This window comes from Acinetobacter corruptisaponis (assembly GCF_030053775.1).
Lineage (GTDB): Bacteria > Pseudomonadota > Gammaproteobacteria > Pseudomonadales > Moraxellaceae > Acinetobacter > Acinetobacter corruptisaponis.
Genome location: NZ_CP125669.1, coordinates 1,952,152 through 1,978,785, shown reverse-complemented (window position 1 = coordinate 1,978,785; position 26,634 = coordinate 1,952,152). Strand labels below are relative to the sequence as shown.

22 protein-coding genes are annotated in these 26,634 nt (G+C 43.8%); 14 read left to right on the top strand and 8 right to left on the bottom strand.

The annotated features are described in order from the left end of the window. Positions 1-56 precede the first annotated feature (56 nt). The 5 genes from QLH32_RS09375 to htpG all read left to right on the top strand — a co-directional run bounded on the left by QLH32_RS09375 (position 57) and on the right by htpG (position 6,086). Positions 57-932 (top strand): alpha/beta fold hydrolase, encoded by an 876-nt coding sequence (locus tag QLH32_RS09375; RefSeq protein WP_267981514.1) that lies wholly within the window; start codon positions 57-59, stop codon positions 930-932. A 121-nt stretch (positions 933-1,053) separates the two neighbouring features. Beyond that, positions 1,054-2,475, top strand: a complete 1,422-nt coding sequence (locus QLH32_RS09370; RefSeq protein ID WP_283266030.1) for a Na+/H+ antiporter family protein — start codon at positions 1,054-1,056, stop codon at positions 2,473-2,475. A 499-nt stretch (positions 2,476-2,974) separates the two neighbouring features. Continuing rightward, complete coding sequence (locus QLH32_RS09365; protein WP_267981512.1) at positions 2,975-3,577, top strand: OmpW/AlkL family protein; 603 nt, start codon at positions 2,975-2,977, stop codon at positions 3,575-3,577. A gap of 136 nt (positions 3,578-3,713) precedes the next feature. Then, positions 3,714-4,061 (top strand): lysozyme inhibitor LprI family protein, encoded by a 348-nt coding sequence (locus tag QLH32_RS09360; protein ID WP_279961154.1) that lies wholly within the window; start codon positions 3,714-3,716, stop codon positions 4,059-4,061. A gap of 105 nt (positions 4,062-4,166) precedes the next feature. Then, positions 4,167-6,086 (top strand): molecular chaperone HtpG, encoded by a 1,920-nt coding sequence (gene htpG, locus QLH32_RS09355; RefSeq protein WP_283266029.1) that lies wholly within the window; start codon positions 4,167-4,169, stop codon positions 6,084-6,086. Positions 6,087-6,178: 92 nt separating this feature from the next. Here htpG and QLH32_RS09350 read toward each other — a convergent pair whose 3' ends face one another. From QLH32_RS09350 to QLH32_RS09330, 5 genes are all read right to left on the bottom strand, one after another. Continuing rightward, the gene (locus tag QLH32_RS09350) at positions 6,179-7,063 is read right to left on the bottom strand and encodes a selenocysteine synthase (protein WP_283266028.1); all 885 of its coding nucleotides are present in this window, start codon (positions 7,061-7,063) and stop codon (positions 6,179-6,181) included. Between the two features lie 135 nt (positions 7,064-7,198). Further along, entirely contained in the window at positions 7,199-8,260 is a 1,062-nt protein-coding gene (locus QLH32_RS09345; protein ID WP_432442313.1) for a hypothetical protein, read from the bottom strand. A 323-nt stretch (positions 8,261-8,583) separates the two neighbouring features. Further along, positions 8,584-10,008, bottom strand: coding sequence for a hypothetical protein (locus tag QLH32_RS09340; RefSeq protein ID WP_283266026.1), 1,425 nt, complete (start codon positions 10,006-10,008; stop codon positions 8,584-8,586). Positions 10,009-10,019: 11 nt separating this feature from the next. Further along, positions 10,020-10,205, bottom strand: a complete 186-nt coding sequence (locus QLH32_RS09335; RefSeq protein WP_267981505.1) for a hypothetical protein — start codon at positions 10,203-10,205, stop codon at positions 10,020-10,022. Positions 10,206-10,600: 395 nt separating this feature from the next. After that, positions 10,601-11,293, bottom strand: a complete 693-nt coding sequence (locus tag QLH32_RS09330) for a DsbA family oxidoreductase (protein WP_279961160.1) — start codon at positions 11,291-11,293, stop codon at positions 10,601-10,603. Between the two features lie 176 nt (positions 11,294-11,469). On the opposite strand from QLH32_RS09330, the gene QLH32_RS09325 reads away from it, so the two are divergent. Both QLH32_RS09325 and QLH32_RS09320 read left to right on the top strand, forming a co-directional pair. After that, positions 11,470-12,219: a hypothetical protein gene (locus QLH32_RS09325; protein WP_283266025.1), complete on the top strand. Its 750-nt coding sequence runs from the start codon at positions 11,470-11,472 to the stop codon at positions 12,217-12,219. Positions 12,220-12,283: 64 nt separating this feature from the next. Then, positions 12,284-14,089, top strand: a complete 1,806-nt coding sequence (locus QLH32_RS09320) for an ABC transporter ATP-binding protein (RefSeq protein WP_283266024.1) — start codon at positions 12,284-12,286, stop codon at positions 14,087-14,089. Positions 14,090-14,131: 42 nt separating this feature from the next. On the opposite strand, the gene QLH32_RS09315 is transcribed toward QLH32_RS09320, so the two are convergent. Then, a complete protein-coding gene (locus tag QLH32_RS09315) occupies positions 14,132-14,830 on the bottom strand; it encodes a YidX family protein (protein WP_283266023.1) in 699 nt (232 codons plus the stop codon). Between the two features lie 304 nt (positions 14,831-15,134). Between QLH32_RS09315 and QLH32_RS09310 the strand changes: the two genes are divergently transcribed. Together QLH32_RS09310 and QLH32_RS09305 are read left to right on the top strand one after the other, a co-directional pair. Continuing rightward, positions 15,135-15,650 (top strand): hypothetical protein, encoded by a 516-nt coding sequence (locus QLH32_RS09310; protein WP_283266022.1) that lies wholly within the window; start codon positions 15,135-15,137, stop codon positions 15,648-15,650. 95 nt (positions 15,651-15,745) lie between these two features. After that, a protein-coding gene (locus QLH32_RS09305; RefSeq protein WP_432442280.1) for an IS3 family transposase occupies positions 15,746-17,112 on the top strand; the annotation gives its coding sequence in 2 pieces (ribosomal slippage) (positions 15,746-16,279 and positions 16,282-17,112; 1,365 coding nt in all). A 63-nt stretch (positions 17,113-17,175) separates the two neighbouring features. Here QLH32_RS09305 and fadA read toward each other — a convergent pair. Then, the gene (fadA, locus tag QLH32_RS09300; RefSeq protein WP_267981496.1) at positions 17,176-18,348 is read right to left on the bottom strand and encodes an acetyl-CoA C-acyltransferase FadA; all 1,173 of its coding nucleotides are present in this window, start codon (positions 18,346-18,348) and stop codon (positions 17,176-17,178) included. Between the two features lie 12 nt (positions 18,349-18,360). Continuing rightward, a complete protein-coding gene (gene fadB / locus QLH32_RS09295) occupies positions 18,361-20,514 on the bottom strand; it encodes a fatty acid oxidation complex subunit alpha FadB (protein ID WP_283266021.1) in 2,154 nt (717 codons plus the stop codon). A 393-nt stretch (positions 20,515-20,907) separates the two neighbouring features. Here fadB and lpxO point away from each other — a divergent pair, with 393 nt between their 5' ends. The 5 genes from lpxO to pgsA all read left to right on the top strand — a co-directional run bounded on the left by lpxO (position 20,908) and on the right by pgsA (position 26,624). Further along, positions 20,908-21,822 carry a lipid A hydroxylase LpxO gene (gene lpxO, locus QLH32_RS09290; protein ID WP_283266020.1) on the top strand — a complete coding sequence of 305 codons (915 nt, stop codon included), beginning with the start codon at positions 20,908-20,910 and terminating at the stop codon, positions 21,820-21,822. A gap of 125 nt (positions 21,823-21,947) precedes the next feature. Continuing rightward, a complete protein-coding gene (locus QLH32_RS09285) occupies positions 21,948-22,814 on the top strand; it encodes a hypothetical protein (protein WP_283266019.1) in 867 nt (288 codons plus the stop codon). Positions 22,815-22,921: 107 nt separating this feature from the next. Continuing rightward, entirely contained in the window at positions 22,922-24,721 is a 1,800-nt protein-coding gene (uvrC, locus tag QLH32_RS09280) for an excinuclease ABC subunit UvrC (RefSeq protein WP_283266018.1), read from the top strand. A 95-nt stretch (positions 24,722-24,816) separates the two neighbouring features. Beyond that, positions 24,817-25,614, top strand: coding sequence for a thioesterase family protein (locus tag QLH32_RS09275; RefSeq protein ID WP_267981489.1), 798 nt, complete (start codon positions 24,817-24,819; stop codon positions 25,612-25,614). Between the two features lie 422 nt (positions 25,615-26,036). Next, positions 26,037-26,624: a CDP-diacylglycerol--glycerol-3-phosphate 3-phosphatidyltransferase gene (pgsA, locus tag QLH32_RS09270; RefSeq protein WP_267981628.1), complete on the top strand. Its 588-nt coding sequence runs from the start codon at positions 26,037-26,039 to the stop codon at positions 26,622-26,624. Positions 26,625-26,634 lie beyond the last annotated feature (10 nt).

Below are 26,634 nucleotides of genomic sequence, written 5' to 3'. Positions count from 1 at the left end.
CGCTGGCAATGGCTGTTTTATGACCATGCCGACTGAAAACAAAATGGGAAGGAATTATGCAAGTACAAGTAAAAACCGTCACCACATCTGATCAGCAAACACTTTGTGTCAAAACATGGGGTGATGAGAAAAAGACACCATTGGTGCTGGTACATGGCTATCCAGACAATCAGGAAGTATGGGAACCGATTATTGAGAAGTTGGTAAATGACTATTTTGTCGTGACCTACGATGTTCGTGGTGCGGGGCTGTCTTCCATTCCTAAACGCATCAAGGATTATCGTTTACCACGTTTATCGCTGGATTTGCAGGAAGTGGTTGATCAGGTTCTGCCAAACCGTAGTTTCCATATGGCAGCGCATGACTGGGGTTCTCTACAGTCTTGGGAATCGGCAACTGAGCCAAAACTAAAGGGTCGCTTATTGTCCTATACCACCATTTCAGGACCTTGTCTGGACCACGCCTCTCTGTATCTACGTGAGAAATTTAAGTCTGCTCCAAGCAATGTCTTGAAGATGTTGACTAAATCATGGTACATCGGTGCATTCCATTTACCATTGCTTGCACCAACAGTATGGACATTCTTTAGTCCAGAGAAATGGGGCAAGATTTTAAGTGGTCTGGAGAAAAAACAGGATCTACCATTGAATGCCAATATTGTGGCGGATGGTAAATATGGAATTAACCTGTACCGTGCCAACTTTATTCCATCCTTGACCCAGCCACGCCAGCGTTATGCACAGTGTCCTGTACAGGCAATTGTGTTAAAGCGCGACGCGTTTGTCAGTCCTGAATACATTACGGAATCCATGCCAAAATGGGTGGAGAAGTTTGAATATACCGAGCTGGATGCCAATCACTGGGCAGTACTCAGCCAGCCAGAAAAGATTGCTGAACTGATCCGTCAATTTATCCAGCGTCAGGCGGCCTAAGGCTTTAGCGGATTATTCAGAATAAAAATCACATAAGAACGATCACAATTCGGCGATATTTTCAGCTAGGTTTTCATGAATCTGCTAGAATATCGCCTTTTCTTTGCTCCTGAATTTTTTCATGAATGCTGTTGTCATTGCGATTGCCGTGATGTTTATCCTGTCACTGGCACGCGTTTCTGTTGTTCTCACATTGGTGGTCTCCGCCATTATTGGCGGTCTGGTCGCAGGTCTAAGCCTTTCTCAAACGGTCGAAGCCTTTAATGCAGGGCTGGGGGATGGTGCTGAGGTTGCCTTGGCTTATGCTGTGCTCGGTGCTTTTGCCTTGGCGCTTTCAAAATCAGGCTTGCCTGATTTACTCGCCCATAAGCTGATTGGTTTATTAGGTATGGAAGCAGGGAAAAGTCAGGAAAAAAAGGTGAAATATCTTTTATTGACCATTTTACTGATTGCAGCTATTTTCTCCCAGAACCTGATTCCAGTGCATATTGCCTTTATTCCAGTATTGGTGCCGCCATTATTAAAGGTGATGAACCACCTAAAGCTGGACCGACGTGCAGCGGCGTGTGTACTGACGCTGGGTCTGGTTGGGACCTATATTTTTCTGCCAGTCGGTTTTGGTGCGATTTTCCTTGAACAGATTCTGATGGGGAATATCAACAAGATTGGTGCGGCCTATGGGCTGCATGTCGAGCGTGGCATGATGCCATTGGGGATGGCGATTCCTGTGCTGGGCATGGTGATTGGTACGCTGGTGGCGGTGTTTATCAGCTATCGAAAGCCACGCGACTATATTGACCGCTCAATTACCCCTGTCACCACCATTGACCTGGACAAGCCACTTCGGGCAACTGCACAGTCGGATTATGACTTGAAAGCGGATGCTGAAGAACTCAGGCATGAAGCAGAAAATGTACCTTATATCTCGAAGAAAACCATGTTGATGGCCCTGCTTGCCATCGCTTTAACCTTGGTGGCACAGTTGTATTCGGGTTCAATGATTCTGGGTGGTTTGGTCGGCTTTGCAGTACTGTCGGCATCTGGCATTTTTAAATGGCAGGATGCTGATGATGTGTTTGTACAGGGCATGCGTATGATGGCGCTGGTGGGCTTCATCATGATTTCGGCGGCGGGTTTTGCCTCAGTGATGACCCACACTGGTGATATTAACCATTTGGTGAATGGCGTGGTGCACATCATTGGTGACAATCATGCGTTGGCTGCATTCCTGATGCTGTTTATTGGTTTGTTTGTCACCATTGGCATTGGTTCTTCGTTCTCAAGTGTGCCTGTGCTGGCAGTGATTTATGTGCCTTTGTGTGTACAGTTTGGCTTCTCACCCTTGGCCACCATTGCGCTGATTGGAACAGCGGCGGCACTGGGGGATGCAGGTTCACCTGCCTCTGATTCGACTTTGGGACCAACCGCTGGTTTGGGTGTTGATGGTCAACATGATCACATTTGGGATACTGTTGTGCCAACATTTATACACTTTAATATCCCGCTGCTCATTTTTGGCTGGATTGCCGCAATGGTTTTATAATGAATAGAGAATGGTTCCATAAGGAACCATTTTTTATATTAAGAAATAATAAAATATCATTTATATTAAATATAATAATTATGTTTATTAAATAATAACTATATTTGTTTTAAACCACCTTAATATGAATAATTGCTATTTATTTATCATGGAAGAAATAAAGTGACATTTTTTGTATTTTATTGCTGTTTATTATATTAAGTTCTCATTTTATTTTGTAATAAAACTAAATTTATTTAGTGTATACTTTAAAAGATTTATTTTAAATATATCTTTAAGCTGGTTAATTCTGATAAAAATACTTGGTTTTCAATTGGTTAATCCTAGTAAATTGGTTTGATTTATAAATAATTACATATCTTTACAAATTTATATTGTTGTTAATCAGATGTTTGTAAAAATAATTAAATTGGTCGGAATTAACATGTATTGCATAAAATAAAAAGACATGATTATTATTAAATACAGATTGAAATTTTGATTAAAGAGGTTTTTTTAAATGCTAAAAAAATTATTAGTTATTACATTATTGGGGTTGTCTTCAACTGCATTTGCTGGCGGTTTTCAGGTTAAGGTAGGTGGCAGTGTAATTTCACCCACAGATGAGACAAAAATCACTGGCTTGGGCACTTTAAAGGCAGATTATGAATATGCATTTACCCCATCGGTAGAATATTTCCTGGGTGATACGCCATTTTCTGCGGAAATCTTGCTGGCAACTCCAATCTCACATGATGTGAGTCTGGATGGCACCAAGGTGGCAAAGCTTAAACATTTACCACCAACGATCACTGCAAAATATAACTTTAAAAATGCAACTGGCTTTACGCCATATATTGGGGTAGGTGGTACAGCTTTTGTGGCATGGGATGAGAAAGGTGTCGGTCCTTTGGCTGGGGATAAGGTAAAAGTAAAAGAAGACTTTGGTTTTGCTGGGCAGTTGGGTTTTACTTTCCAACCTGCCGATGCGAAAAACTGGGGTGTGTTCTTTGATGCGCGTTACGCACAGCTCAGCCCAGAAGTAAAAATAAATGGTACCAAACTCACCGATTTGGATATTAATCCAATGGTATACACACTGGGCTATAGTTATAAATTCTAAACCCAGCCTTTACATGAGGAGCCTCGCAGTTACGCGAGGCTTTTTTATTTTGCAATTTGGCTATAAAACAGATACAGGTTGAAAACATGGAGTTTTGTATGCTGGAAATAATTTAAAGTCGTGTGGAGTAAAGGGTATGAACAAACTGTTGGCCTATGGAGTATTGGTTTCCTTAATGGCCTTGCCACAGGCACATGCGGCAAGTTTCTCCTGTAAAGCCGCCAAATTAAAAGCCGAACAGCAAATCTGCCAGAATATTGGACTGAATGATGCTGATGTAAAACTGGCAACCACCTATCAGATTATCCTGCATGCATTGCCAATGGGCGGGCGGGATGCAGAAAAGGACAAGCAGTTCCAGTGGTTAAAGCAGCGTAACTCCTGTGGGGCCAATACACCATGCCTGAAACGTGCCTATGCACAGCGACAGTTGCAGCTTGACCAGTTGTTGCAGGATCGCGTGCTGAGTCACGGGCCATTTTAATGGTGGGCGCGTATAAAAAAATTTAGTCCTAAGGATTGAAAAATCATGGAAATACTCCATTCATAAATCATTCTAAATTTAAGCCTCACAAATAAGGAGTGATTTATGAGTGAACAAGCCTCAAAAAATTATAGTTTCCAAGCTGAAGTTGCTCAGTTATTGCATTTGGTGACGCATTCCCTCTATTCCAATCCTGAAATTTTCCTGCGTGAATTGATTTCCAATGCATCGGATGCCTGCGATAAGCTGCGTTTTGAGGGGATAAACCATCCTGAATATTATGAAAATGATCCAGACCTGCATGTTCGTGTCATTCTGGATAAAGACAACAAGACCTTGACCATTTCAGATAATGGTATTGGTTTAAGCCAGCAGGAAGCGATTGACAACCTTGGTACCATTGCAAAGTCAGGCACCAAGGACTTTATGTCCAAACTGACAGGTGACCAGAAAGCCGATGCGCAACTGATTGGCCAGTTTGGTGTGGGTTTCTATTCAGGCTTTATTGTTGCCGATAAAATCACGGTGGAGTCCCGTCGTGCGGGGCTGGATGCGGCCGAGGGGGTGCGCTGGATCAGTGGCGGTACAGGCGAGTTCGAAGTTCAGCAAATTGATAAAGCGAGCCGTGGTAGCGACATCATTCTGCATTTACGTGATGATGCGCTTGATTATCTTGAATCGTGGAAAGTCAAACAGATCGTCAATAAATATTCAGACCATATTAGCCTGCCAATCCAGATGCAAAAAGAAGTCTGGCAAGAGGAAGAGGTTACCGAGGGTGAAGAGCCTAAAGGCGGCCAGATGGTCAAAACCGATGAATGGGAAGTAATTAACTCAGCCAGTGCATTGTGGACCCGTAGCAAGAGCGAGATTACTGACGAACAGTATATAGAGTTCTATAAAAACCTCAGCCATGACTTTGCTGAGCCATTGGCATGGGCACACAACCGTGTTGAGGGCAGTACCGAATATACCCAGTTGCTGTATATCCCAAGTCAGGCGAAGCAGGACTTGTTTACCCGTGAGGCAAAGGCGGGCATCAAGCTCTATGTTAAACGTGTGTTCATCATGGACGAAGCAGACAATCTGATTCCAAACTATTTACGTTTTGTTCAGGGCGTGGTGGACAGTGCTGACCTACCATTGAATGTCAGCCGTGAATTGTTGCAGGAAAGCCGTGATGTCAAAACCATTCGTGAGGGCAATGCCCGCCGTGTTCTGACCCTGTTGGATGGCTTGGCAAAATCGGAAGATGAGAAAGACCAGGAAAAATTCAAGACGTTCTACACTGAATTTGGTTCAGTGTTAAAAGAAGGTTTGGGTGAAGATACGGGTAACCGTGAGCGTATCTTAAAGCTGTTACGTTATGCGACATCCACCAATGATGAAATCTCAACCTCTTTCGCTGACTATAAAGCCCGCATGAAAGAGGGGCAGAAAGCCATTTATTATGTGACAGCGGATAACTTAACCGCCGCGAAAAATTCACCACAGCTTGAAGTGTTCAAGAAGAAAGGCATTGAAGTCTTGTTGATGGCAGACCGCGTCGATGAGTGGGCAATGAATTTTGTCTTTGAATTTGATGGTACGCCATTACAGAACGTCTCTAAAGGTGCTGTGGATTTAGGTGATTTACAGGATGCGGATGAGAAAAAGGCGCTTGAGGAAGCGGCTGAACAGTTTAAACCTGTGGTGGAACGTTTAAGCACCTCATTGAAGGACAAAACCAAGGAAGTCCGTGTGACCACCCGTTTGGTTGACTCACCTGCATGTTTGGTCACCAGTGAGGGCGAACTCTCTCCACAGTTGATCCGTATGCTGAAACAGGCAGGTCAGGCGGTTCCTGAAAGCAAGCCGACTCTGGAAATTAACCCTGAACATCCATTGGTAAAAAAACTGGAAAGCTCAGCACAGTTTGATGACCTTGCCAACGTGATTTTTGATCAGGCGGTGATTGCTGAGGGGGGCTTGCCAGAAGACCCAGCGGCTTATGTCAAACGCATCAATAGCCTGTTGTTGAAGTAAGCCCTTAAATAATAAAAAACCTCTGATTCGTCAGAGGTTTTTTGTCTCTATGGATAACATTGAAGTTATCCACAGTTGTGCTGATGTTTTTATCAGAAGTGCATCTCAAAGGACATTTGATAGTTGAAATGATTGTCCTGTTTATCGGATGGAATATTTAAATAATTAATGTCGTTTTCCATAAAGATCCAGTTGCGCCAGACGGGGCGTTTCCAGGAAAAGTAAGGTCCCCATTCATTGACACGCAGCTCCCTGTTTTCATAGTCACCCGTACTGAAAACACCATAGCTAATATTGTTTTTGGACAGCAGCGATAGTTTCTGGAACGTACGGTTACTCCATGTATATTCTTCATTCTGGCTTTTAGAGACATTCAACTGGGTTGAAAACAGGCTGTGATATTTAAGCTGCTGGGTTAAATCCAGATTGGTTTCCGCATAGTTCTTGCTGCTTGAACCATAGCGGAAGATTTGTGCGGTATCCAGATGCATACCTGAGGCTAAGGCCCAGTTCTTCTTTGCTAAAAACTGGACATAAATATCTGTGTCAGAATTTGTGCCTAGATCAAGATCATTGTTAAAGGGTAGCCAGCCTGAAAGGGTTGACCAGCCTGCACTGATCGGATTTGCTGTGGGTATGGTTTTATGCGCACTATGCTTGCTATTTTTTCCCAGTTTTTTTATGGTTTGGGGCTGTTGTGCGCGTTGCCACAATGAGTCGTCGCCAAACACCTGCATGAGTTCCTGTCTGAGTTGTTCATCACCTGACTCATTGCTGGAGTCTACGGGCGTGGTGCAGGTTAAGGTGTGGATTAGGTGGTGTTGGCGTTGAAAAGAGCGTTTAGCGATGGAAATGGGTGAGTGAACCACATGCCTGCTTAAGGGTAAAAGTATGGGAAAGAATGGACTGAGTAGATAACCCAGACACAGGTTGCCAACAATCAAGAAATACACAGGCAAGGCGTATTGTTGATTCATGCTGAAATGCAGAAAAATAAAAGAGGATAAATATAGTAATCAAAGCTTAAACCTATATTTATTAAGGAAAGAATTTTTACAAATAAAAAAACCCAATCGCTATGTTGATTGGGCTTCTGTCTGGTTTAGCTGTGTTTAAAACAGGGTTTCAAGACGAATGAATGTGCTGACATAATGGTTACGGTCTTCGCGGTGGTCATTGAAGTAGTTCAGGTCGCCCTGCACATAGAACCATTCACGCCATAGCGGTTGACGCCATGAAACAAAAGGCCCCCAGCTATTGAGGCGCAGGTTGTTGTCATTGTAGTAACCACCAGTATAAATGCCATAGTTGAAATTGTTGTGGGCAAAAAATTGATGCTGGCGGAATGTCCTGTTTTCCCAGGTCAGGTCATCATCCTGTTCATCAGCATAGATCAGGCTAAACTGGTTGGATAAAAAAGGCTGGTTGGGACGTGCGTGGACCAGCTCCAGATTGGTACGCAGGTAGTTTTCACTGTCACTGCCATAACGATAAATCTGTTCGGCGTTGAAATGGAAGTCATTGCGTAGGGTCCAGTTTTTTTCAGCCCTTAAGCGTAGGTAGACATCATCACCTGAACGGATACCAATATCGGCATCGGTTTCAAAAGGCAGTCGCTTGGAGAAATTTGAAAAACGTAGCGCAATAGAGCCGTTGTTATCCCGCGCCTGTTTTGAATCAAGCCTTTTGCTGGAGTCCTGATTCGGTTGATTGTTGATGTTGGCAATATTGTTGTCAAACTCATCGTCCAGCGTATCATCACCGAAGACCAAACTCAGGCGTTTCTCCAAGGTGGGGAGTTTAATCTTCCCTCGAATACGGGGTTTCACCTCGTAATTGTCGTATTCATTCCAGTAATTATCGAGCATAAAGCGGATGGTGGCGGAAGCGGGCTTTTCTGGGTCTACCTCCCCAAACCAGTCATCAATCTTAACTGAGGTGCGGTCAGCCCATTCGCGGATATTGCGCTGTTTGCGGTCAATCCATGTCCTGTCTTCCGTTTCCGCCGTTGGCGGCACAATTGGCTGATTGGACTGCTCAGGAAAAACAGTTGGGGTCGCATCCACCCATTTTGGAATATAGTCCAGAAAATTTTCAGATGTCGCCGCTTCCGTCTGTGGAGGTTGGGGCTGTGGTGGATTCTGTGGCTCAGTGTTTGAAGCCGCATAGACCATGCTGGCTGAACCTAGAGAGCACGCCATAAAGCTATAAAATAAAGGTCGTGACACCATTTTTGGGAAAATCATCATAATGCAGGCTTATATATTGTTCTTGCCTCAACTCTTGATGATTTACTGAATAAAATCAAGTGATAGACACAAAAAGTAGTCATATCAACAAAGCTTGTTGACACTTGGTTGGAAGATGTTTCAGGGGTGGATGGTGAACAGGTCAATCAGTGGAAAATAATGGCTTGCAATAAAAGTCCATCATCTCCAACCACAACAGAATGTTGAAGGGAAAATGATGGACTGAGGGGGTAAAACTTAGGATGGTTTTAAGATGATTCTGAGGCCGCACTGCTTTCCAGTGCCTGATAAAGGTCATGTACAGAAATGGGTTGTGGCAGGCGACTAATTACCTGACGGATCAGTTGCCAGGTATATCCCTCGGCACGGTCCAGCAATAGGTATGGATAGGCCTGGTCTTCACTGGATAGCCTAACGCGTTCTGAACCGTGAATGATGCGGATTTTCTGGCGTTCCCTTAACAGAATAACAGGGGTCAGGAACGTTGCCGCAGTTTCCTCGAATGGAATGAATTTCTGAGTATTGATAAATGATACAGGGATATAAGGATATACCCGTTGGTCGCGCTGCCAGACCAAAGTGCCATTCATGACACATTCATTAAACAGGGTTTCATGCTGGTGGTAATGCTGCTTGAAATTTATCCAACTCGTCTGGTGGATCGAGCTGGTTCTGGTGTGACGCTGGTCGGTATAGGCCTGTAGGATGGTGGTCGCATATTCAATGTTGTGTGTACCCACAAGTACCACATAATGCGAGAACTGGCCCTGTGCATACAACTGCTCTGCAATAAAAACCTGTGCAGATTCCCAGATTGGTTGTGCGTCATTCTCTGCCTTGAGATAGAGCCAGTCAATTTTAATGTTCTGGTCAATGTCATTGTGCAGATCAACACGGTAAAGCGAAGGGAATGTACGTGCGTCAACACGTTCCAGGCGGCACAGCAAACCATCCAGATTGAAGTCTTTCAGTGCAATCGGCTTGGCCTTGTTCAGGTTCGCTGTAGGGCGCACATTCTGTTTAAAGCCTGATTTGGCACGCGTGGTGGTCGCTGTGGATGCAACAGGCTGGATTTTTTCCTGAATAATCGCTTCCAACTGTGACTGAAAGTTTTCGGTTTCTTCTCTCATTATCGACAGTGCATCCTTATGGGCTGCCTGATCTGAAAGGGCATCTGTTGAATTCTGATGTATGGGTTCCAGAACAGGAATCAGGTGTTCAAGCTCATCATCTGTTTTTACATAGTCGCTGGCATGGAGCTGTAGCCATTTTAACGCATCTTGGGATGAGTTCATCCACGGGCTTTTAAGGAAAGACAGGGCTGGGCGAATCACCCAGACTTGCCAGTGCTGTGCCTGACGTAACGCGGCCCAGCCCATGTCCCCAGAAGCGAACAGGGCATTCTCGACGCGCCCCATAAAGTTAAAGGTGCCACGGTAAGTCATGGCGTAGCCATAATCTGCGAGTTCTTCTGCGGAAAACTCTTCATTCTGGATAAATTGTTTAAACGGAATCAACTGGTCCTGAAAGGCAGGATCGTCACAAGATGCACAAATGTCTTTAATACGTTGTTTTGATTTTGCAATTTCAAAAAGCGAAGTTTTATTGTCATTGAGCCCATCAATGAGAGTTTTGAGCTCATCAACCAAAAGAGCTTTCTCTAATACGTCCATCGATAGTTTCCTTAGAGATAGGCTTGAGCCTGTTTTAAATAGTGAAGCAGTACAATATTGACAGCAATCTCTAACAGTTTGTATTCAGTTGTAGTCGTTGAAGTATGCTGTTTCGCCCACGTTACAAGCTGTTCAATGCATATTTGTTCTGGTTGGGTCTGACCGTTAATGAGGGCTTGTAACGCTTGCATTTCCATAACAAAAGAATGTCACTTTATGACGATTATAGAAGAAAACAATGCAAAATCCATAGCCTATGAGTTAGTAAAAAATCTCATTTAGCTATTCCAAATAGAGAAATTGTTCATGGTTTAGCTTTGAAAATAAAAACATTTTAAAAGTATGCATCGGTTAATTAGATCACAAAACTAAATTGTATCTGTAAATTTATGGCTGAGTTGTGACCAGCCGCACATATCTGCTGGTGAAAAGCCCAGCAAACAGGAGCGCTTAAAAAATGACGGAATGATGACCCTAGATAAAAGGTGGTTTTTTTATGATAAAAGGTTGATATAAAAAGAGATTATACAGGTCTGTATATGAATGGGTAAGCTTCGGCCTGACGTTGAAGCTTACCCAATGACCAGCATTATTAAGGTTTGATTTCGCAACTTTCATCATTACATTGCGCAGCATCATCCTGCTCAATTTCTGTTATTGCTGACTGGGCCTGTTGCAGCGCCTGCAAGAAAATCTCACGTGGTTGTGCGCCAGAAAGTGCGAGTTTCTGGTCAAACACGAAAAACGGCACCCCTGTGATGTTGAGCTGTTCGCGGGCAATTTTTTCGTCGTGACGAACAAAATCGGTCAGTTCATCTGAATCAAGCACATACTCGACTTCGGCATTGTCCAAACCAATCCGTGAGGCAATTTCCTCAACCACCTCACGCTCACCAATCGCCAGGCCCTCAGTCATGTAGGCATGGAAAAAGGCCTCTTCTGCCTCATTGCCCAGACCCTTGCTCTGTGCCAGATGGATGATGCGGTGGGCATTGAAGCTGTTGCCTGAGTTGGCTTTCTGCCACTGAAAATCAATGCCCTCAGTAGCCGCCATTGCAGCTACATTGCGTTCCATCTCCTCCATTTCGGCATAGCTTCGACCATATTTCCTGGCTAGGCGCTCAGTATTGGAACCCTCATGTTTTGCAGGCGCGTTTGGGTCCAGTTCATAACTGTGCCAATGCACCTCCAGTTCAATACCCGCCTCTGCCGCCACATGCTCAAGACGTTTTTTACCGATATAACAAAAAGGACAGACCACATCTGACCAAATATCCACACGCATGGCGTATCTCTTCAATTCTAGTTAAACAGATAATAGGGGCGAAGCCACTGAATTTAAAGCGATGAAAATGTAATGCTCCGTTACGAGAATTGAAATAAAAAATGATAAAACAGAGGCCTGTTATTGATTAGACTGGGTTTTACAACATAAAAAATATAATTAAATCTGGAGGCGATATGCGCCGTTTTTTATTCTTTCTTGCGCTCTTGGTGAGCTGTATCGGTTCTTTTTTCCTGTATCAACATCGTCTGCAACAACATGCGGTCAACAGTCAGCAAATGTTTGAGGTGGTGATGGCGGAGAAAATGCGTGAACTCTATGATCAGGCGCAAGACTGGTCAATTCCTGTAAAGCTGGATGTGCATGATCCACGTTTGTCGGGTGATTACAAGGTGATGTCTGAGTTCCTGCTCACCTACTGGATGCAAAACATTGAGGCGCGTAACCATTATTTACGGCAACTGAAAGAAGTGCACTGGGACACGTTTTTAGATGTGGAACGTTTGGATCAGGATCGCCAGCGGAATTATAGGGAAACAGAACAAATGCTGGCTGATGTGAATAAAATCTCAGCTGAATATGAACAGGAACGGCAGCATATCCAGTTACGCGCACTTGAGCAGGCAAAAAGTCTTGCGATCCACCATGATATGAGAAAGTCGCTGCAAGAAAAACTGGAGAACAACCTGAAAGCGGATAAGGCCCATGACATTTTCCCGATTGAGCAGCAGATCATTAGCAAGGCACAGGCCATGTTTGATATGCTGAAAAACAGTCAGTGGCAGCACAAAGATAAAACCATTCTTTTTCATGAGACCTCTCAGGTGAAAAAGTTTAATACGCTTTATCAGGAAGTTCTCAGGCTGAACAGCAAGATGGAAAAGATCAAGAAGAATAATGCCGAGGTGTTGGAAGAGGAACTGTAAGGCAACTGCAAATTATTATAAGGAAGCTCTAAATCAACCCATTCGAAATGAAGAATTTTAAGATATGAATTTATTAGAACTGTTTTATAAGGTGAGACCTTTTGTATTGCCTTATAAGTTACTGGTTGCGGTGACGCTGGTGCTGACACTGATCGGTGCCTTAACTGCACAGGTGAATGCGTTGACCTTGCAGTATGCGGTCGATCGCATCAATGCCGTGGTTGAATCGGGACAGGGCTTGAATGCAGGCGGGCATATTCTGGTCACCATCAGTGTGATTTTATTGTCTAAGGAAGTGATCAATATCTTTATCCAGTTTGGACAGAAATTTTTTGGGGAGAAGTTAAGGATTTTGGTTGCACAGGATGTGGCGCAGGCCATCATCGTCAAATTCCTGCAATATCGGCTGGCTTTCTTTACCCAGGATGACAATCAGGCAGGAAAATTGCAAACTCGTATTGATCGTGGTATTGGCTCCATTACCCGACTGGTTCAGATCTTCTTTATTGATATTTTTCCATTGTTTAGCAGTGCTATTATTGCACTGTGCCTGATGTTCTATGCCAATGTCTGGATTGGTTTGGTGGCGCTGTGCATTGTGCCGATTTATTTCTGGATTACCTTTAAGCAGGCGCAGAAACTGGGTGGAACACGGCGCAATTTACGTGATGGCCGCGAGCGTAAAAGTCAGGGTATTTTAAGTATTATTAATTCCATTACCGTGATTAAATCTTTTAACCGTGAACAAATCGAGGCGGAGAAACAGCTCAGCCTACAAAAACAGCTTACTGACAACCAGATGCATACCCGTCAGCTCAGCTTTCTGTTTGATGGACTAAAAACCTTTATTGAGCAGATTGGCGTGGTGTTTATTATCATCCTGACCGCTTATTTTGTGCTGGTTGGTGATATGAGCATTGGCATGATCATGTTTCATATCCTGCTGTTTAATAATGTGTCTGCCCCTATCCGTTCATTGCACCGCATCTATGATGAAGTAAATGACGCGATGATTTATGCGGAAAGCTTCTTCAAGATACTGGAAGCCGATGATGAAATCGAAACCTCTGGAGAGCTCAAACCACACCCGCTGACAGGCAGGTTTGAACTGAAACAGGTGAATTTTTACTATCCCAATGGCTTCCATGCACTGAAAGATATTAACCTGACCATACAGCCGAACAAGATCACTGCATTGGTGGGCTTGTCGGGGGCGGGTAAATCCACCCTGATCAGTTTATTGGATAAATTCTATTTACCTCAGTCAGGAGAAATCCTGCTCAATGGCACACCATTAACCGAGATTGATACCCAGTATTTGCGCGACCATATTGGTCTGGTGCTGCAAAAGAACCATATTTTTCAGGGCACCATTGAGGAAAATATTCGCTATGGCAAGATGGATGCAACACAGGACGAAATTATCCTTGCCGCTCAAAAAGCCTCCATCCATGAGCAGATTTTGAAGTTGCCACAGGCTTATCAGTCCAATGCCCTATTACTTTCGGGAGGGCAGCAGCAACGTATAGCCATTGCACGGATGTTCCTGAAAAATCCGCCAATTATTTTTCTGGATGAACCCACTGCAAGCCTTGATGCGATTGCAACCGAACAGATCAAGCATAGTCTGGATGAGATTAAGCAGGGCCGTACCGTGATCATTATCTCGCATAGCCTTTCCCAGATTATTGATGCCGATTATACCTATGTGATGCAGGACGGCATGATTGTGGAGCATGGTGAACACCACCAGCTTTACCAGCAACAGGGTGTGTATAAAAATATCTTTGATGCGATGGCAAAGAGCCTCAATATTGAGAAAATTTCCAAGACCTTTGAGGGCGATGATGAGGAAGAAACGCACAGTTAGCTATGTTCACCATCCCGTTGGAAAAGTCTTTATATTTTGGGATTAATCAAAAATCTTGTCCGCTGCCTGAAATGGCAAACTGACCACATCAATTGCAACGGCAAATGGCAGCAGAACCAGTTTTTCGAAAGGATTCATGCCAGATTTGGATGTATATCTTTCCTCTTTCTGGGTATAAATAGTGACCTGATAAGGCTTGCTTAAGGCTTTTAATGAAGTTAGGTTGTTTGCGGCAGGGTAGACCACACCCGCCAGCTTAACATCAAAGCAGAAGCGTTGCGCCTGCATCCGTTCGTCACTGGAGGAAGAACATTCCTTGGCGCCATTTTCAATAAAAAACTCCAGGTCTTTTTTGCCTAAATCCTCTTTAAGCTTTACATAGGAAAGTGGCAAGGTGCCCGAAAAATTTCCATCGTTCTTTTCAGAATAAAAGTTTAGATCCCGTGTGATCTGAATATTTTTAGGGTCAAGCTTGCTAATCAAGGTCACAAACTGGGAGCCACCCTGCGTGAGGATATAGCTATTCTTTTGTCCTGCAATCACGATGCTGTCTCTAGGTAAATTCAGGGCCGCTTGTGCAGGCCGTCCGAAAGCAACCACATTGTCTTCAACTAAAGTGATTTTGGTGGTTCGATTATAGGTTTTACCATCTTTGGTGATGAGGGTTTTGGTGGCGCAACCTGTTAAAAATGTGGCAATGATTGCTGCACCAAGTGTTGCCTTGCTTAGGGTCGAAGACATCCATTTACTCCTAATGTTTTGAATTCTAAATTAAAATAATGATTGATATTGATATAATCCTGAGGAAACAATAATAAAAAATATCCGTATAAGCGAGGGTTTTATCGATCAAATATGACCATATTTACAAAGATTAAACATGACCACTCTCAAACATGGATTTTATCTTTGGTTCAAATTTTAAATCACGGTGACCGTTTATCTGAGCCATACTGAATCGAACAGCACTTTGTTGTAGCCTATTCATAGATGCTTTTATTTAACTCACTGTTTTCTTATGGATGAGAGATATTTGGAGCAAGCGATGAACTTTCTAAAACGATCTGTCTTTCTTTCCCTATTTGCTTTTATGACGTTACTAACCGTGCAGGCAGAAGAGGTGACCACATTGCCAACGATTCGGGTTATGGCTGAATCCGAATTGCGTGAAGAAGTGGGACCTGTGCCATTTCAGGAAGACATGAAAGTGCGTCAGGCTTTGCAACACCGCATATATAAGACCCATAGCGATATGCAGAATGAGCCAATAAAAGAAACTACGGCGACAGTCGATTATCAGCCGAAAGTAGCCGATCCTGATCCATCGCAGATTCCATTGACATTGCAACCCTATAATATTTTTGCTGTGGCGGCGGGTTTTCAGTCATCAGACCCAACCAATGGGCTTTTTAAAATGTTGCAACCTTTTAATATTACTCGCGATAATGTCGATGGCATTCGTGATGGAACAATAAAAATTAATTTTGATGAGGTTCTGAGATTACAGCAGCAGATTCGTGATGGATTAAATAACTCTCAAAATAATTTGTGGATGCGTTAGCATTTGGATTGCATCTGAAATAAAAAATCCCTGCATAAAGTGAACTGCACCCCGAAAGTTGGACACTCTTAGTCTAATTTGAAGGGTGCTTTTTAATGGCTAAATACAACAAAGCATTAAAACTGAAAGTTGTTCAACATTACTTATCAGGTTATGGTTATCCAACAACCTCTAAGTTTTTTAATATTGACCAAAGTCTCGTTCGCCAATCGGTAGCTCAATATAATAAAAACGGTGAAGCAGCTTTTTCTGAAAAACAAAGACATCGGGTACTTTCTCTTGAAATTAAACTGGCAGTGATAGAGTCGGTTCAAACAGATGGTTTATCCGCTCGGGAAGCAATGATTAAATTCGACCTTAAAAGCCCATCACAGGTATTTAATTGGTTGCGTCAATATCGAGAGCAAGGTATAGATGGCTTAAAACCGAAGCCTAAAGGGCGAACCAAACTTATGCCTAAACCGATCAAACTGTCTAAGGCAGACCAAGATAAAACCCAAAAAGAGTTACTGGAAGAATTAGCATATTTACGTGCAGAGAATGCCTTTTTAAAAAAGCTGAAAGCCTTAAGGCTGGAACAGGAAGCAAAAGAAGCTGCCGAACAGCAGCGCTTGCAAGACTTATATCAGGATTAAGGCAAACCTACTCATTAAAGCATTTATTACATGCAGCCAAGATGTCACGCAGTACTTACTATTACCATGTGCAAATATATAAACATGAAGATCAAGATTATGATTTGAAAAAGAAAATCAGGGTAATCTATCATCAGCATAAAGGAAGATATGGTTATCGTAGGATTACCCTTGCCTTGAGGAATTTAGGTTTGGTGATCAATCATAAGTGTGTTCAACGATTGATGCAGTCTATGCAACTTAAATCACGTGTCAGAGCCACGAAATATCGCTCTTACAAAGGACAAGTGGGCAAGATTGCAGACAATGTATTACAACGTCAATTTAAGGCAGAACAGCCCAACCAGAAATGGGTAACTGATGTGACTGAGTTCAATGTTCGAGGTGAGAAGCTTTATCTATCACCAGTCATGGATTTATTTAATGGCGAAATCATAGCTTTCCATATTCAACGCAGACCAGTATTTGGATTGGTGAAAGATATGCTCAAGAAGGCTATAGATAAACTAAAACCTGATGACAAACCGATGATCCATTCAGATCAGGGATGGCAAAACCAAATGCATTATTATCAAGAACAATTGAAACAGAATGGCTTAACACAAAGTATGTCACGTAAAGGAAATTGTTTAGACAATGCCTCTATGGAAAGCTTCTTTGGAATACTGAAATCAGAGTGTTTTTATGGAGAAGAATTTAAATCCATTGATGAACTGGAACAAGTCGTGAAAAAATACATCCACTATTACAACCATGATCGAATCAAGGTGAAACTAAAAGGACTGAGTCCTGTACAGTACAGAAATCAGTCCTTAAAAACCACTTAATCAAACTGTCCAACTTATTGGGGTCAGATCAAAGCAGGGATTTTTCTTTTATCTTAGTGTTGATTAAACACGTTCGATAATGGTCGCGATACCTTGACCAAGACCGATACACATGGTTGCAAGACCGATTTGCGTATCCTGTTGTTCCATCACGTTCAACAATGTTGTTGTGATACGCGCACCAGAACAGCCCAATGGGTGACCCAATGCAATTGCACCACCGTTATGGTTGATGATGTCTTGCTTGTCATAGATACCCAAGCCTTTCATGACTGACAGGCCTTGAGCAGCAAATGCTTCATTCAATTCGATGGTTTGAATGTCAGCCATGCTGAGACCAGCACGCTTAAGCGCTTTTTGAGTTGCTGGAACTGGACCGTAACCCATGATCGCAGCATCACAACCTGCCACAGCCATTGAACGAATCACAGCACGTGGTTTTAAGCCAAGTGCCTGAGCGCGTTCAGCAGACATCAACAACATCGCAGAAGCACCATCAGACAAAGCTGAAGATGTTGCAGCAGTAACTGAACCGCCTTTCGGGTCAAATACAGGTTTCAATGCAGCAAAAGCTTCTAGGTTTGCATCTGGACGAATCACTTCATCGACATCGCAAAGCTCAAGGAAGCCTTCCTGGTTATGACCCAAGATGCCTACGATTTCGTTTTTGAAACGACCTTCCTGAGTTGCCGCCCACGCGCGAACGTGAGACTCAACACCAAACTTGTCCTGCTCTTCACGGCTAATGCCATTCATGCGACCCAACATTTCAGCGGTTAAGCCCATCATGTTCGATGCTTTGGCATAGTGTTTAGATGCTTCTGGGTTTAGGTCGATGCCGTGCATCATACCTACGTGGCCCATGTGCTCTACACCACCGATGATGAAGATATCACCTTGATTGGTTGCAATCTGTGCAGCAGCGGTGTGGATTGCCTGCATAGAGGAACCACAAAGACGGTTAACCGTTTGACCTGCAACAGTCTTAGGTAGGTCAGCAAGTAAACCAATGTTACGAGCAATGTTCATACCTTGCTCTAAAGTCTGGTTTACACAGCCCCAAATCACGTCTTCAACTTCATTTGGGTCAAACTGGTTACGGGCAACGAGGGCACGAACCAATTCAGCAGATAAACTGTCGGCACGTACATTGCGGAACATACCGTTACGTGATTTGCCCATAGCAGAACGAACGCCATCAACAATCACAACGTCACGTGGATTTAAATTAGCCATTCACGTCGCTCCTTAACCGTAGAATTTTGTGTTGTTAGCAGCCATGTCACGCAACATTTGTGGCGCTTCATAAGCCTTACCTAAGTGTGCATATTTGTCGCAAAGTGCAACGTATTCAGCAACACCTGTTTGGTCGATGTAACGGCATGGACCACCACGGAATGGAGGGAAACCGACACCCATGATCATTGCCATATCCGCTTCAGAAGCCGTTGCAACAATGTTGTCTTCCAGGCAACGAACGGTTTCGTTACAGAAAGCAAGCATCATGCGGTCAATGATTTCCTGGTTATCAAACTCACGTTTTTCACCAGTTACGAAAGGTGCAATCACTTCATATGCTGTTGGATCAACAGTTTTTGCTTTCTTACCTTTCTTGTCTAATACGTACTTATAGAAACCAACATCGTTCTTTTGACCAAGACGTTTTGCTTCGTACATCGCTTCAATCGCGCCTTTGTAGTCTGGCTTCATACGGTCAGGGAAACCTTCTGCCATGACTTCTGCACCATGAACACCTGTGTCGATACCCACAACGTCGATGAGGTAGGCAGGACCCATTGGCCAGCCAAACTTCGCCATCACATTGTCAACTTGCTGGAAGTCCGCACCGTCTTTTACAAGAAGATCGAACGCACCGAAGTAAGGGAACAATACACGGTTTACAAGGAAGCCTGGGCAATCGTTTACAACGATTGGTGTTTTACCCATTTTTTGGGCAAGTACAACAGTGGTTGCAATCGCTTCTTCAGACGTTTTCTCACCGCGAATCACTTCAACCAATGGCATCATGTGTACTGGGTTGAAGAAGTGCATACCTACGAAGTTTTCAGGACGTTGTAATGCTTTCGCCAAACGTGTAATTGAAATCGTAGATGTGTTAGATGCGATGATCGTGTTTTCACGAACATGCTTTTCAGTATCAGCAAGCACGATTTCTTTTACTTTTGGATTTTCAGTTACCGCTTCGATCACGATATCCACTTCTTTAAACTCGTCATAGCTTAAAGTTGGACGGATGCGAGCCAGTGTTTCACCCATTTGCGCAGGTTTCATTTTCTTGCGTTCAACTTGCTTGGTCAGCAAGCCATTCGCTTCTTTCATACCGAGTGCAAGTTGCGGGTTACCAATGTCTTTCATGATGATTGGTGTGCCTTTGCTTGCCGCCTGGTAAGCAATACCACCACCCATGATACCCGCACCTAATACCGCTGCTTGGTTGACTGGGTGAGCACCTTTCTCATATTTCTTGGCAGTTTTCTTCACAACTTGGTCATTGATGAATAAACCGATCAATGCGCCTGCCTGTGGTGTGATTGCTGCTTTGGCAAAACCTTGTGCTTCAGCTTTTAATGCGTCATCACGGGTTGAGTTCGCACCCGCCTGTAAAGAATCAAGCAAAAGTTTTGGCGCTGGATATTGCGCAGGGTTTGCTTTTGACAATACCGCACCTTTCGCAGTATTGAACGCCATCATTTGTTCCAATGTGTCCAACTTGATTGCGTCTAGTTTTTCCTGACGTTTTGCTTTCCAGTCAAAACGGCCAGCAATCGCTTGCTTAACCAAGTCAACCGCAGCGTCCTGTAGCTTGTCAGCAGCAACAACCGCATCTACAGCACCATCTTTCAGTGCAGCGGCAGGCTTCTTGGGATTCGCCATTGCCATCCATTCAACGGCATTGTCGATACCGATTAAACGGCTTAAACGTACGCTACCACCAAAACCAGGATAGATACCAAGTTTGATTTCTGGTAAGCCAACCTGTGCCTGTTCTGACATGACGCGATAGTCACATACCAGACACATTTCAAAACCGCCACCCAATGCTGTGCCGTTGATTGCAGCAACTTTAGGAATGTCTAAATCTTCAAAGCTGTTGAAGATTTCATGGACAGGCATAAGCCAGTCAACAATCGCCTGTTCACCTGCCGCGAAGTTGTCGCCAAATTCAGTGATGTCTGCACCCACGATAAATGTTGATTTACCAGAGGTAACAACTAAGCCTTTAATGTCGTTATTGGCTTTAACTGCAGCAATCGCTGCCTGGAAGTCTTCAATGGTTGCACGGTTAAATTTATTAACCGACTCACCTTGTAAGTCAAAGCGGAATTCTGCAATTCCGTCCGCAAGCATTTGGACGGTAATGGCATTGCCAGCGTGGATCATGCCTGATCTCCTTGTTGTGGAGGATTCTAAGTTGATGTCATAAAGCTTATGCGCCTGAAAGGGCGCAAAAATGCTTCGCTAATCTTACGATAACTATATCCAAAAAGAACATAACAAGTTGTATCAAGCCGTGACGCGAGGGTCATCAATTTGTTGTAACTCATCCATTGTGTGAATCAGCTAGGCCATAAAAATGGGATAACAATGTGTTCCACTTTCTTCAAAGATGGGTTGGGATAAAAAATGAATATCGTTTTTGTCCGATTTAAGTAAGGCAAATTGGTATTTAAATACTTAAATTTGGTAGAATAGTCGACTTATTTTTTGTGTGCGATTTGGAAGGTTTGCGATCAAATTGGCATTGGGTTTTCATCTGGGCAGATAGAGTAAGTTATGATTAAGTGGATCATATTAGCGATATTTATCATCTCTGCGCTGTATATTCAGCGCCGTGGTAAAGTGAAACATTCGTTTTATCGTCAGTTTTTTGACCATTCAACCATTCTCGCACCCATTAATTTTTTAATGTACCTTTTTTCCAGAGTGCCAAACCAACCGTATATCGACACCCAGTATTTCAAGGACCTAAAGGTTCTGGATGAAAACTGGGAAATGATTCGTGATGAGGCCAAGGCCTTATATGACAAGGGTGGCATTAAGGCATCCAGTAGCTATGATGACTTGGGTTTTAACTCTTTCTTTAAAACAGGCTGGAAACGCTTTTACCTGAAATGGTATGACTCGGCACATCCATCTGCGGCCGAACTCTGCCCGAAAACAACAGCTTTATTAAAGACATTACCTAGCATTAAGGCGGCAATGTTTACCGAGCTTGCACCAGATAGCCGTCTGGTACGCCATCGTGACCCTTATGCAGGTTCATTGCGTTACCATCTGGGTTTAATAACACCCAATGATGATCGCTGCTTTATTGATGTTGATGGGGAGCGTTATTCATGGCGTGACGGTGAAAGTGTGGTGTTCGATGAAACCTATATTCACTATGCGGAAAATACCACTGACCAGAACCGTATTATCTTTTTCGCTGACGTGGAACGCCCATTAAAAACCCGTTTTATGGAAAAGTTTAACCACTGGTTTGGAAAAAGTGTCATGACCGCAGCCAGTTCACCCAATGAAGCAGGTGACCAAACAGGTGGTTTAAACAAGGCTTTTGGCTATATTTATCAAATTCGTATCAAGGCCAAAGCGTTAAAGGCTAAAAATCGTCAGCTTTACTATTTCCTGAAATGGTTCATCATGCTGGGACTGTTTTTCCTGATCTTTATTCGACCTTACGTTTTTTAATCCTTGATTTAACGCCCAAAAGGGCGTTTTTTAATGCAGCAAATAAGTAGTAATTTGTTTAACCAGATTGTAACAGATGGTCTAATTCAGGATAATCTGACTGGTTTTTATGAAGAGAAATGATAATGAAAAAACAACTATTGATTTGCATGGGTGTGCTTGGACTTACAGCATGTGGCGGTGGAGATGACGCAATTTATGAGATCGTTGACCCATCCAGCAAGGCTTCTTTTTTTAGTTATGATATTGCCACTGCAAAGGCAGGAGATGATTTAACGAAAAAAACTTATCAGGTCGATAAAGATAAAAATTTCATCGTAAATTATTCTCAGGCACCAAAACTGCAAACGGAAGCAACCCGCAATTTCCTAACCAAAGATGAGCTATCCCAGATTTCCCCGCCGCAAAACACCACTGGTGCATATTGGGTTGGAGACAATGCAATATTCAATGATACAGTGCTGGAATATGAACCTTATAATTTTGGAAACAAAACGCCATTCAAGCTAAGTTATCAGTTGAAGAAGATTGATTTGTCTGGTCAGGAGATCGCGGATTATCTGGACTATTTCTATACACAAGCTCAGCGCTCAACGAAAGTGGGTGACACCACACTTGGCCTAATTAAAAGCTTAACCGTGGCAACCACAGACAAGTTCCCCAACAATTCTGTGTGCTGGCAGAAACAGGTACAACTGAGTACTCAGGATTATATCGAGTTTTATCCAACCCAGGCCCTTGACCATGTCAGCACCAACAGCACTGTTTTAGGTGCAGGAACTTGGCAAAATGCAGGCTGGACTGTTTACCAGCCAAGTGATACGCAGAACCTGGCCGATACACGTGTACTGTATCAAAACAAGGAGTATTGGGGATTTGCACATGCACAAAAGGAGGTGAATGATGCTCAACCGAATAGTGTGCTGGCCTGTGACTTCTTTAATGACACTGCATTCAAGAGTGTGGATAAGGTGCTGAATAAGGTTTTCTAATTCGATACTTGCCAGCTATGTCGGAAAGATGGATTTCAGTTGACCAGACTTGAAATTCATCTACTCAGGCTACATCATCAAAACATTACTGATGATGAAAGTCTGCTGTGAATTCAAACGCGCGTGAACACATTGAAAAAATCCTGACCCACATGACCCAACTGCCAGGTGTCTATAAGATGCTGGGCAAGGATGGCGAGTTGCTGTACGTGGGCAAGGCAAAAAACCTAAAAAACCGTGTATCAAGTTACTTTGTTAAAACCATTGAACATCCCAAAACACAGGCATTGGTTGCTCGTATCTATGATATTGAGACACTGGTTGTCCGTTCTGAAACCGAAGCGCTGCTGCTTGAACAAAACCTGATTAAACTGCATCGTCCGCCATACAACATTATGCTGCGCGATGATAAATCCTATGTCTATATCTTTGTTTCGGCAGACAAGCCCTATCCCCGCATTGCCAGTGGACGTGGCAAGGGCAAGCATCAGGTCGGCAAGTTTTTTGGGCCTTATCCAAGTGCCTATAGCGCAAGGGATACCTTACTGATTCTGCAAAAACTGTTTAATGTGCGTCAGTGTGAAAATAGCTATTTTTCCCAGCGCAAGCGTCCCTGCCTGCAATATCAGATCAAGCGCTGTACCGCACCGTGTGTAGGCCTGATCAGCCCAGAAGAATATAAAGAAGATGTCGATAACTCGATCCGTTTTCTACAGGGTGATACCAAGGAGCTGAATCAGGAACTGATTGGGAAAATGGAACAGGCTGCGGAAGCACTGGAATTTGAAAAAGCGGTGTTTTATCGGGACCGTTTGGCCTTGCTACGTGAGGTTCAGGCACAGCAGGCGGTATTTAAGATCAAGGGTGAGGCCGATATTTTGGCGATTGCCCATCAGGCAGGCGTAACCTGCGTCCAGATCATGTATGTGCGCAATGGACGTATGCTGGGCGGAAAAAGTTATTTTCCTGATATGTTGGGAGATGACTTGGGCCAGATGCTCAGTGATTTTATGGCCAACTTCTATTTTCAGGTGGCGGATGAGGTGCCAACTGAGTTGATTGTGAATGTCGATGTGCCTGACCGAATACAGCTTGAAGAGGCCTTGCAGCAAACCTTTAATAAAAAGGTGCAGATTAAATATAAAGTGCGTGAAACGCGGGCAGAATGGCAAGAGTTGGCACAGATGAATGTACAGCATGCCATTAAAGGCAAACTCAGCAACCATTTGGAGTTAAGTGAACGCTTTTATCAACTTGAGCAGGTGGTGGGTCGTCCCATTGACCGAATTGAGTGTTTTGATATTAGTCATACCATGGGTGAGGCACCGATTGCCTCCTGTGTGGTGTTTGATCAGGGCGGCGCGAGAAAGCGAGATTATCGTCAGTTTGCGATTCAGGATATTACAGGTGGCGATGACTATGCTGCGATGCGCCAGGCACTGATCCGCCGCTATAAAAAGAATATGTTGCCTGATCTGCTCCTGATTGATGGCGGTAAGGGGCAACTGCATATGGCAATGGACGTGATGCAGGAACTTCAGCTTGATGCTTTTATGATAGGTGTGTCCAAGGGAGAGGGGCGTAAGCCTGGTTTGGAGACACTGCACTTTACCGATGGCACCAAGATTCAGCTTTCGGAAGACCACAAGGCTCTTCACCTGATCCAGCAGGTTCGGGATGAGGCGCACCGCTTTGCCATCACCAAGCATCGGGCCAAACGGGACAAGCGCCGTAGCAGTTCTGTGCTGGAAGCCATTCCAGGGTTGGGACCTAAACGCCGTCGTGATCTTTTAACTCATTTTGGTGGGATTCAGGGTGTACTGAAAGCCTCGGAAAAAGAATTGATGCTGGTACCAGGCCTGGGAGAAGTGATGGCACGGACAATTTATAAAATTCTGCATGAGTAAATTGACTAAATTGCTCAGTGACTGGTGCGTCAATGATCATTCACAACCGTACAAAAACGTTTAAAGATAAATTTTTTAACGCTTAGGAAAAAATGATGTCATTGCTTCCGCTGTATCAACAGGTTGAACAACAGGAATGGGTTGATATTCCATCAGGCTGGCTACAGGGCCGCACCGTGTTTGGTGGTCTGATTGCTGGGCTTCTCATTCAAAAGGCGCTGAGCGTGGTGCAGGATACGGCAAAACAGTTGTTAAGCTGTAACGTGACCTTTGTTGGCCCTGTACAGGAGGGGCAGGCAAAACTCACGGCTGAGATTTTGCGGCAGGGCAAGTCAGTGACAACACTTGAGGTGCGTTTGTGGCAGGAAGATGCCGTACAAAGTATTTTGGTGGCAAGTTTTGGTTCAGCCCGTGAATCCCGCATCAATGTTCATAACCTGCCACAGGTTCCTGATTATCCGAGTCCTGAGCAACTGGATAAAACAGCCTATATTGAGGGCTTGATGCCACAATGTTTACAGCAATTTGAACTGTGTTGGGCTGAGGGAAGCTATCCAATGGCGGGAAGTAAACTGCCAGATTTTGGTGGTTGGAGCCGTTTTGCACCACATCGTCATGACAACCGTGAAATGCAGTTGGCTGACCTGTTTGCACTCATGGACGTTTGGCCACCTGGGGTGTTGCCCATGTTTAAAACCCCAGCACCTGCGAGTTCCTTAAGCTGGCAGATTACCTATCTGCATCCAATTGCCAATCAGGTTCAGGACTGGTTCAAATACAAGGTGGTGACTGAGTTTGCTGAACACGGCTATTCAACCGAATATGCCTACTTGTGGGACCGTGAAAACCGTTTAATCGCTGTGCTGAGACAGACAGTGGCTGTATTTGCCTGAACTAACGGTAGCATCGGATGAGTTAAAATATAAACGGGCGTTCATCGACACTGCGGTGTATTTCGTATAAAGTTGCTAAGGGTCTGTTGATATTTCAGCCATGCCTTGCGTTATAGGCTAAAACCACACAAACAAGGCATGAAACGCAGGCAATGGCGATTCCCTTGTCAAGTTTCATAACGAAGTTTGAGGTAGTTTTAGCCATAACCCTGCGGGACAGGGACATTTTTTGCCGCTACTGCGTTATGCCTTATTCGTTTAGAATAGCTAAATCTCATAAGTCATGCCTTGTACCGTCTAAAAAATGTCCTCTGTCGCAAGTATCTGTGAAATATCAACTGACCCTATGATGGATACAATCTCAGCACATCCTATATTTATAGCGAATATATGTATTGGATGCGAACAACATGGCGGTGTTTATGAGCACAGGGCGAATCCTGAACATTCCTAATATTTTAACTTTGGCGCGTATTGCCCTTATTCCCGTATTTTTGGCAATTGCCTATTGGCCGCCTGCCATTGGGATTGCTGAGCATCATGGGGGAATGATGCGTCATGTGATATTGACCGCCATATTTGTGCTGGCGGCTATCACTGACTGGTTTGATGGCTATCTGGCCAGAACACTGAATCAGACCTCTGCCTTTGGACGTTTCCTTGATCCTGTTGCCGATAAGTTGATGGTTGCGGCGGCATTGATTGTACTGGTGCAATGGCAACCGACCATTTCAATGGCTTTTGCGGCGATCGTGATTATTTCCCGTGAAATCACCGTGTCTGCGCTACGTGAATGGATGGCGGAACTGGGTGCCCGTACCAGTGTGGCAGTGTCGACTGTGGGTAAATATAAAACCGCTTTCCAGATGATTGCGATCAGTGTCTTTCTATTAAACTGGAAACCACTGGAAATGTGGGCCTATGCCTTGCTTTATGCGGCAGTAATTTTGACGTTGTGGTCGATGTTTATTTATATGAAAGCAGCATGGCCCTATCTGAAACAGCCTTAACTATTTTTCT